Source organism: Corallococcus sp. 4LFB (genome assembly GCF_046520365.1).
Lineage (GTDB): Bacteria > Myxococcota > Myxococcia > Myxococcales > Myxococcaceae > Corallococcus > Corallococcus caeni.
In genome coordinates this window covers 22837-28975 of record NZ_JBKGHJ010000044.1, presented here as the reverse complement: position 1 = coordinate 28975, position 6139 = coordinate 22837, and the positions used below count along the sequence as shown (strand labels likewise).

The following is a 6139-nucleotide window of genomic DNA, read 5'->3' as shown; positions in this document are numbered from 1 at the left end:
GGCGCGAGGTGGACGTGGCGCGGGCGAGCGCCTGCCCCTGGAGCGCCTGCTGGCGGACGCCATCCCGCGCCGGGCCCTGTCGCTCGTGGGCGGCATGATGTCCTTCACGGACGGCCAGAGCCGGCGGGAGCTCTTGCCCGCCGCGCCCCAGGTGGGCGTCGTGCTGCGGCTGGAGGACCTTCCGCTCCAGGACCTGGGCCTGCTCGTGGACGTGGGGCTGGGGCACGGGCGGCAGCAGCTCCAGGTGGCGCCGGGCAGCGTGGTGCCCTTCGGCTACACCACGCTCACGCTGGGCGCGGCGGTGCCATACCTGTGGCGCTGGGAGCGGCTGACGCTGTTCGCGGGCCCGCGTGTGGCCGCGCTGTACCTGGGCAGGTCTTTCGACGTGGAGGCCTTCTCCGGTGGCCAGCGCTACTTCACCGTCAGCCCCGGTGTGGTGGGCGGACTGGCGTGGCGTCTGGGCGAGCGGTTGGAGCTCACCGCCCAGGGGCATGGGATGTTGACGTACGTGGTGGTGGACGGACAGGGACAGGCCGTGGGCTTCATCGGCGGAAACGCCGGCGTGGGGTACCGCTTCTGATGCGTCGCCATTGCCTGCTCTTGACCCTGTCGTCGCTCGGCCTGGGCCTGGGCGCGTGCGGAAACCTGGACAACGCGCCCTTCCGCGCGGGCACCGTGCGCGGCCGGCTCACGGAGTTCGACCCCGCCGTCGTGCTGGTGTCCGTGGTGGGCGCGCCCGACGTGCGCGGCAGCGTGGACGCGCAGGGCCGCTTCACGCTGGAGGACGTGCCCGCGGGGCCCGCGGAGCTCTTCGTCCTGGCCACCGCGGACAAGGCCGCGCGCGTGCCGCTCACCGTGCAGGGCGGCCAGTCCGTGGACGTCGCGGACGTGGCGCCCCGGCCCGCCGGCACCTTCCTCATGAAGCTCCGCGCCCGGGGCAACCTGCGGGTGGCGGAGGCGAAGGCGTCCGTGGACGGCACCCCCATCGAGGCCTCCCAGCTCGACGACCAGGCCCCCCACCACCTGGGGCCGCTGCCGGCAGGCTGCTACGGCGTCAGCGTCTCCGCGCCCGGCTTCATCTCCACGGCCCTCCAGGGCTGTGTGGCCGAGGGCAAGCCGACGGTGCTGACCGTGGAGCTCGTCCCGGAGAAGTCCTACGCCCAGCAGGGCTGCGCGACGACGGGCTGCAACAGTGAGAGCCATTGCGCGTCGGACGGCTGTTGCGTGCAGTGCCTCGAAGACAGCCATTGTGTGACGCCGCTCGGGTGCAGGGCGTTCCACTGTGAAGAGAGTCTTCCGTAAAGCGACGCATTTGACGACGCAGGGTGCCCGCGCTGTTCGCCACCCGTATGGAATTGCGTCCGCGGTGCGAGGCCCTGTGGCCACCGTGCGAGCAGCCGGGTCTTCCTGACGACGAGGCACTCCCTGCTCACGCAGGGCCCCCCAACCGCCTCGTCTCACAGGAGGATGACCATGCGTATCCCGACCGCTCCCTCTTCCGCGGCATGGATGGTGTTGTGCGCGACGCTGCTGTCCATGGGCTGCGGCGGCCCCACGTCGTCGGAGGATCCTTCGCTCGCCACGGGCGGTGACAACCTGGGCGTGGGTGAGGCCCCCGCGACGGATGACGGCGCCGCGCCCGGTGGCGACGGCCGCGTCAGCATCTGCCACATCCCTCCGGGCAATCACGCCAACGCGCACACCATCACGGTGGGCGCGCCCGCGGTGGCCGCGCACCTGCACCACGGCGACCGCATGGGCGCCTGCGACGACGAAGGAGAGACGCCCACGGATGGCGGCACCTCCGGCTCCGACGGCGGCAGCACCACGGACGGCGGCTCCGGCGGCGACGTCGACGCCGGTCCGGGTCCCGTGTGCATCCCCGAAGGGGGCGAGTGCTCCACCGAGGGCGAGGTGGGCTGCTGCGATTCGCTGTCCTGCCAGGAAGGCCAGTGCTGGCCGTCCGTCGGCTGAGAAAGCGACGTGGCCACTCCGAGCCGGGGCGGGTCTTCCCCGGCGTTCTTCCCTGATTTCAACAAAGGCGCTCCCATGACCTCCCTGCGACACCTGACCTCCACCCTGCTCCTGGCCACGGGGATGCTGTTCCTCGCGGCCTGCGGCGACAGCAATGCCCGCGTCACCCTGAAGCTCACGGACGCCCCGGGCGACGGCATCGAGAAGGCCGTCGTCACCATCTCGAAGATCTACCTGAAGGGCAGCGTGGACGGCGGCAAGGACGGCAAGGACGGCAAGGGCGACGTCGTGCTCCTGAGCGAGCCCGTCACCACCGACCTGCTCACGCTGGCCAACGACACCGCGGACCTGGTGAAGGACGCGGAGGTCCCGGCGGGCACGTACAAGGAGCTGCGCTTCGTCATCACCGGCGGCTACATCCAGGTGAAGCAGGACGGCGGCAGCCGCATCTTCGCCACCTCGCGCGACTACGCGGGCCTGCCGGACGGCGCCCAGGTGGACGGCGACCTGCAGATGCCGAGCGCCAGCAGCTCCGGCCTCAAGGTGAAGTTCGACAAGGACGCGGACGTCACCATCACCAGCGATGACGACCAGAAGGTCATCCTGGTGGACTTCGACGTCGCGCAGAGCTTCGGCAAGGAGGCCGGCGGCTCCGAGCAGTGGGTCATGCGTCCCATCATCAAGGGCGCGGACCTGGAGTTCTCCGGCAACGTGGAGGTCTCCCTGGAGGCGGGCGACGTGTCCCTGCCCCTGGGCCCGGCGCAGCTGAGCAGCTTCTCCGCGGTGCTCATCAACGCCGACGGCAGCCGCGAGACGATGTCCTTCACCGCCAGCACGGCCACCCGCTACGTGGCGAACTTCAAGTTCCTGCTGCCGGGCACCTACCAGGTGGACCTGGTGGGCCCGGAGGGCGTGACCTTCAGCACGGACCTCACGCGCCCGGCGACCGCCACGGTCGGCTCAGGCGCGGAGTCCAACGTGGACTTCGTCCTGACGTCCTTCGACGTCGAGTAGTACTTCGAGTACTTCGGGGTTCAGGCCGCCTGCTCGCCCGACTGCGCCTGGGCGGCCTGGACCTCGAGGGCGATCTCAATCTTCTCGCCCACCAGCACGCCGCCCGCCTCCAGCGCCTGGTTCCACGTCAGGCCGAAGTCGCTGCGGTTGATGGTCGTCTTCGCCTCGAACGCGGCCTTGGTGTTGCCCCACGGGTCCTTGGCGATGCCCAGCTGCTCGGCCTCCAGGACGACCTCGCGGCTGATGCCGCGGATGGTGAGCTGGCCCGTGACCTTCAGGTGCTCGCCGGAGGGCTCCACCTTCGTGCTCTGGAAGGTGAGCGCCGGGAACTTCGCCACATCGAAGAAGTCCGGCGAGCGCAGGTGGTTGTCGCGCTGCTCGACGCCGGTGTGGATGCTCGCCGCCTCGATGGAGACGGACACCGACGAAGCCGCCGGGTTCGCGTCGTCCAGGGTGATTGTGCCGCCGAACTTCGTGAAGTTGCCGCGCACCTTCGCCACCACCATGTGGCGGACGCTGAAGTGGATGCCGGTGTGCGTGGTGTCGATGTTCCAGAGGGTGGTGGCCATGGTCGTCGTCCTTGTCGTGAGCGCCGCGTTTCGCGGCGGTGTGTTTCAACGAGGCCCAAGGTAGCGGCTCCCCACGTTCCGGATTAGACGGGACGGACAGGAAGCACTGTTCCACGGCTGGGACAGTGCCCCGCGCACGGGGAACGGCCATGGACCTCAACGAACTCCTCGTCTTCGCCCGGGTGGTGCAGGCGGGCAGCTTCACGGCGGCGGCGAAGGCGCTGCGCATGCCCAAGTCCACCGTGAGCCGGAAGGTGTCCGAGCTGGAGGAGCGCGTCGGAGCCCAGTTGCTCCAGCGCACCACGCGCACGCTGCACCTGACGGAGGTGGGCCGCGCGTACTACGCGCACTGCGAGCGCATCGTCGCGGAGGCGGAGGCGGCGGAGCTGGCGGTGACCCGCATGCAAGCGGGCCCGCACGGGCTCCTGCGCGTGACGACGCCCCTGTCCGTCCACTTCCTCGCGCCCATGGTGGCGCGCTTCATGGAGCAGTACCCGGACGTGCAGCTGGAGCTGTTCTGCACGGACCGCGCGGTGGACCTGATGGAAGAGGGGTTCGACCTGGCGGTGCGTGCCGGGCGGCTGCCGGACTCATCGCTGATGGCGCGGCGGCTGGGAGACATCGAGTGGCTCGTCGTGGCCTCACCGGAGTACCTCCATGCGCGGGGAACGCCGCGCACCCCCTCGGACCTGGCGAAGCATGACTGCCTCTTCTTCGGCACGTCGCTGGAGAGCAACGTCTGGACGTTGCACGCGGGCGGCCGGTCGGTCGACGTGAAGGTCTCCGGGCGGCTGGTGATCAACGAGCCGGACATGCTGCGCGCGGTGACGTTGGTGGGCGCCGGGGTGGCGCTCATCCCCGGCCAGCAATGTGTCGAGGACCTGGAGTCCGGCCGGCTCCAGCGCGTGCTGCCGGACTGGAGCTCCGCGGGTGCGCCGGTGCACGCCGTCTACCCGCCCACGCGCCACCACGTGCCCAAGGTGATGGCCTTCGTGGAGGTGCTGCGCGAGCACTGGCCCCAGCTGCAAGCGGCGCTCAAGCGCGCGAAACGCTGAGACGGTGGACGCGTTTCGTTCCGCGGATGGAACGATGTGTCCCGAGGTTCGAGTCTGGCCAGGTGGCGTTCCGGAGCGCATGTTGTGTCTCGAAAGGAAACACACCCCATGATGAACCTTCGGCCTTCTGAAGCGCGCGGACATGCCAACCACGGCTGGCTGGACTCGCATCACACCTTCTCGTTCGCGAGCTACTTCGACCCCGACAACATGGGCTTCCGCGCCCTGCGCGTCATCAACGAGGACCGCGTGCAGTCCGGCGAGGGCTTCGACACGCACCCGCACCGGGACATGGAGATCATCACCTACCCGCTCAGCGGCGCCATCGCGCACCGGGACAGCACGGGAGGCCAGGGGCTGCTGCGCGCCGGTGAGGTGCAGCGCATGACGGCCGGCACGGGCGTGATGCACAGCGAGATGAACGGCTCCAACGAGGACGTCCACTTCCTGCAGATCTGGATCATCCCGGACAGGAAGGGCCTGAAGCCGGAATATGAGCAGAAGTTCTTCCCGGAGAAGGACCGGCAGGGACGCTGGCGCGTGGTGGCCAGCCCCGACGCGCGCGACGGCAGCCTCACCGTGCACCAGGACGTGCTCCTCAGCAGCACGCTGCTGGGCCCGGGCGAGAAGGCGGAGTACACGCTGCCCAAGGGGCGTCACGCCTGGGTGCAGCTTGCCCGAGGCGCGGGCACGCTCAACGGAGTGACCGTGAAGGCCGGTGACGGAGTGGCCGTCTCCGACGAGTCGAGCCTCGTGCTCACCGCCTCCGAGCCGCTGGAGGCCCTGCTGTTCGACCTGGCCTGATGCGCCGGGCACGAAGAAGGCCCCCGGATCCTGAGCGGACCCGGGGGCCTTGTCGTTTTCAGCGTCCTACGGGGTGAAAGACGTGGGGTTGGGCACGGGAGGGAGGGTGACGCTCAGGGAGTCCACTGGATGCGGTAGGAGCAGGCGTGGCCGTCGAAGTCGAACGGCTCCACGCGCAGGTTCCGAGCGCCCGCCCGGGTGAGGCCGGCCTCGATGATGCCGCGCAGGTAGCCGGGGTTGCCGTTGCACTCGCTGACGCGGAGGACGTGGTGCGCGGGCCCCTGGGTGACGAGCTCCGTCTTCAGGTAGTTGTTCACCGTCGCGAAGCTCTCCTGGATGCGGACGACGACGCGCTCCGGTCCGAAGATGGGCCACATCGCGACGAGCGCCTTGCCCAGCAGCGTCTGCTCCACGCCCTCGATGAGCGACACGCCCAGCCGCCGGAAGCCCTCGTCCGTATCGACGTCGGGGTGGAGGTGATGCGCGGTGATGCGCAGGGCCTCTGCGAAGACGAGCCGAGGCGTGCTGCGGGGGATGGGAGCGCCCAGGTCCAGGCCGGCCCGTTTCAGCTTGTCCTTCAGCGCGGGGGTGAGCTGCCTGCCGATGGAGCGAAAGAGCCCTTCAATCGTGTGACGATAGACAACCTGCTCGGCCATGGATCCGTCCGGGGGTCGGATGTAATTGCGCGCAGCCGTAACGTCAGCCGCGAGCGATGTCATCACG

The 6139-nt window shown here is 69.7% G+C and carries 7 protein-coding genes and 1 pseudogene; 6 read left to right on the top strand and 2 right to left on the bottom strand.

Going from position 1 to position 6139, the window contains the following annotated elements:
• From ACLEQD_RS07730 to ACLEQD_RS07715, 4 genes and pseudogenes are all read left to right on the top strand, one after another.
• Nucleotides 1–580 (top strand): annotated as a pseudogene (locus ACLEQD_RS07730) (caspase family protein); the annotation flags it as partial.
• On the top strand, nucleotides 580–1302 hold the full coding sequence (locus ACLEQD_RS07725; RefSeq protein WP_410382887.1) for a carboxypeptidase-like regulatory domain-containing protein: 723 nt from the start codon (nucleotides 580–582) through the stop codon (nucleotides 1300–1302). The pseudogene ACLEQD_RS07730 and the gene ACLEQD_RS07725, both read left to right, overlap by 1 nt.
• 171 nt (nucleotides 1303–1473) lie before the next feature.
• Nucleotides 1474–1974 (top strand): hypothetical protein, encoded by a 501-nt coding sequence (locus ACLEQD_RS07720; RefSeq protein ID WP_410382886.1) that lies wholly within the window; start codon nucleotides 1474–1476, stop codon nucleotides 1972–1974.
• 75 nt (nucleotides 1975–2049) lie between these two features.
• A complete protein-coding gene (locus ACLEQD_RS07715; protein ID WP_410382885.1) occupies nucleotides 2050–2988 on the top strand; it encodes a DUF4382 domain-containing protein in 939 nt (312 codons plus the stop codon).
• Nucleotides 2989–3008: 20 nt separating this feature from the next.
• Here the strand turns inward: ACLEQD_RS07715 and ACLEQD_RS07710 are convergent, their stop codons facing one another.
• On the bottom strand, nucleotides 3009–3557 hold the full coding sequence (locus ACLEQD_RS07710) for a YceI family protein (protein ID WP_410382884.1): 549 nt from the start codon (nucleotides 3555–3557) through the stop codon (nucleotides 3009–3011).
• Nucleotides 3558–3706: 149 nt separating this feature from the next.
• Between ACLEQD_RS07710 and ACLEQD_RS07705 the strand changes: the two genes are divergently transcribed.
• A complete protein-coding gene (locus tag ACLEQD_RS07705) occupies nucleotides 3707–4612 on the top strand; it encodes a LysR substrate-binding domain-containing protein (RefSeq protein WP_410382883.1) in 906 nt (301 codons plus the stop codon).
• Between the two features lie 108 nt (nucleotides 4613–4720).
• Entirely contained in the window at nucleotides 4721–5416 is a 696-nt protein-coding gene (locus tag ACLEQD_RS07700; RefSeq protein ID WP_410382882.1) for a pirin family protein, read from the top strand.
• Between the two features lie 113 nt (nucleotides 5417–5529).
• Here the strand turns inward: ACLEQD_RS07700 and ACLEQD_RS07695 are convergent, their stop codons facing one another.
• On the bottom strand, nucleotides 5530–6072 hold the full coding sequence (locus tag ACLEQD_RS07695) for a DUF2378 family protein (RefSeq protein WP_410382881.1): 543 nt from the start codon (nucleotides 6070–6072) through the stop codon (nucleotides 5530–5532).
• Nucleotides 6073–6139 lie beyond the last annotated feature (67 nt).

Bases quoted from the DNA above. Each gene is read 5' to 3' on its own strand.
- ACLEQD_RS07725 (WP_410382887.1), top strand. From the start codon at position 580: ATGCGTCGCCATTGCCTGCTCTTGACCCTGTCGTCGCTCGGCCTGGGC.
- ACLEQD_RS07720 (WP_410382886.1), top strand. From the start codon at position 1,474: ATGCGTATCCCGACCGCTCCCTCTTCCGCGGCATGGATGGTGTTGTGC.
- ACLEQD_RS07715 (WP_410382885.1), top strand. From the start codon at position 2,050: ATGACCTCCCTGCGACACCTGACCTCCACCCTGCTCCTGGCCACGGGG.
- ACLEQD_RS07710 (WP_410382884.1), bottom strand. From the start codon at position 3,557: ATGGCCACCACCCTCTGGAACATCGACACCACGCACACCGGCATCCAC.
- ACLEQD_RS07705 (WP_410382883.1), top strand. From the start codon at position 3,707: ATGGACCTCAACGAACTCCTCGTCTTCGCCCGGGTGGTGCAGGCGGGC.
- ACLEQD_RS07700 (WP_410382882.1), top strand. From the start codon at position 4,721: ATGATGAACCTTCGGCCTTCTGAAGCGCGCGGACATGCCAACCACGGC.
- ACLEQD_RS07695 (WP_410382881.1), bottom strand. From the start codon at position 6,072: ATGGCCGAGCAGGTTGTCTATCGTCACACGATTGAAGGGCTCTTTCGC.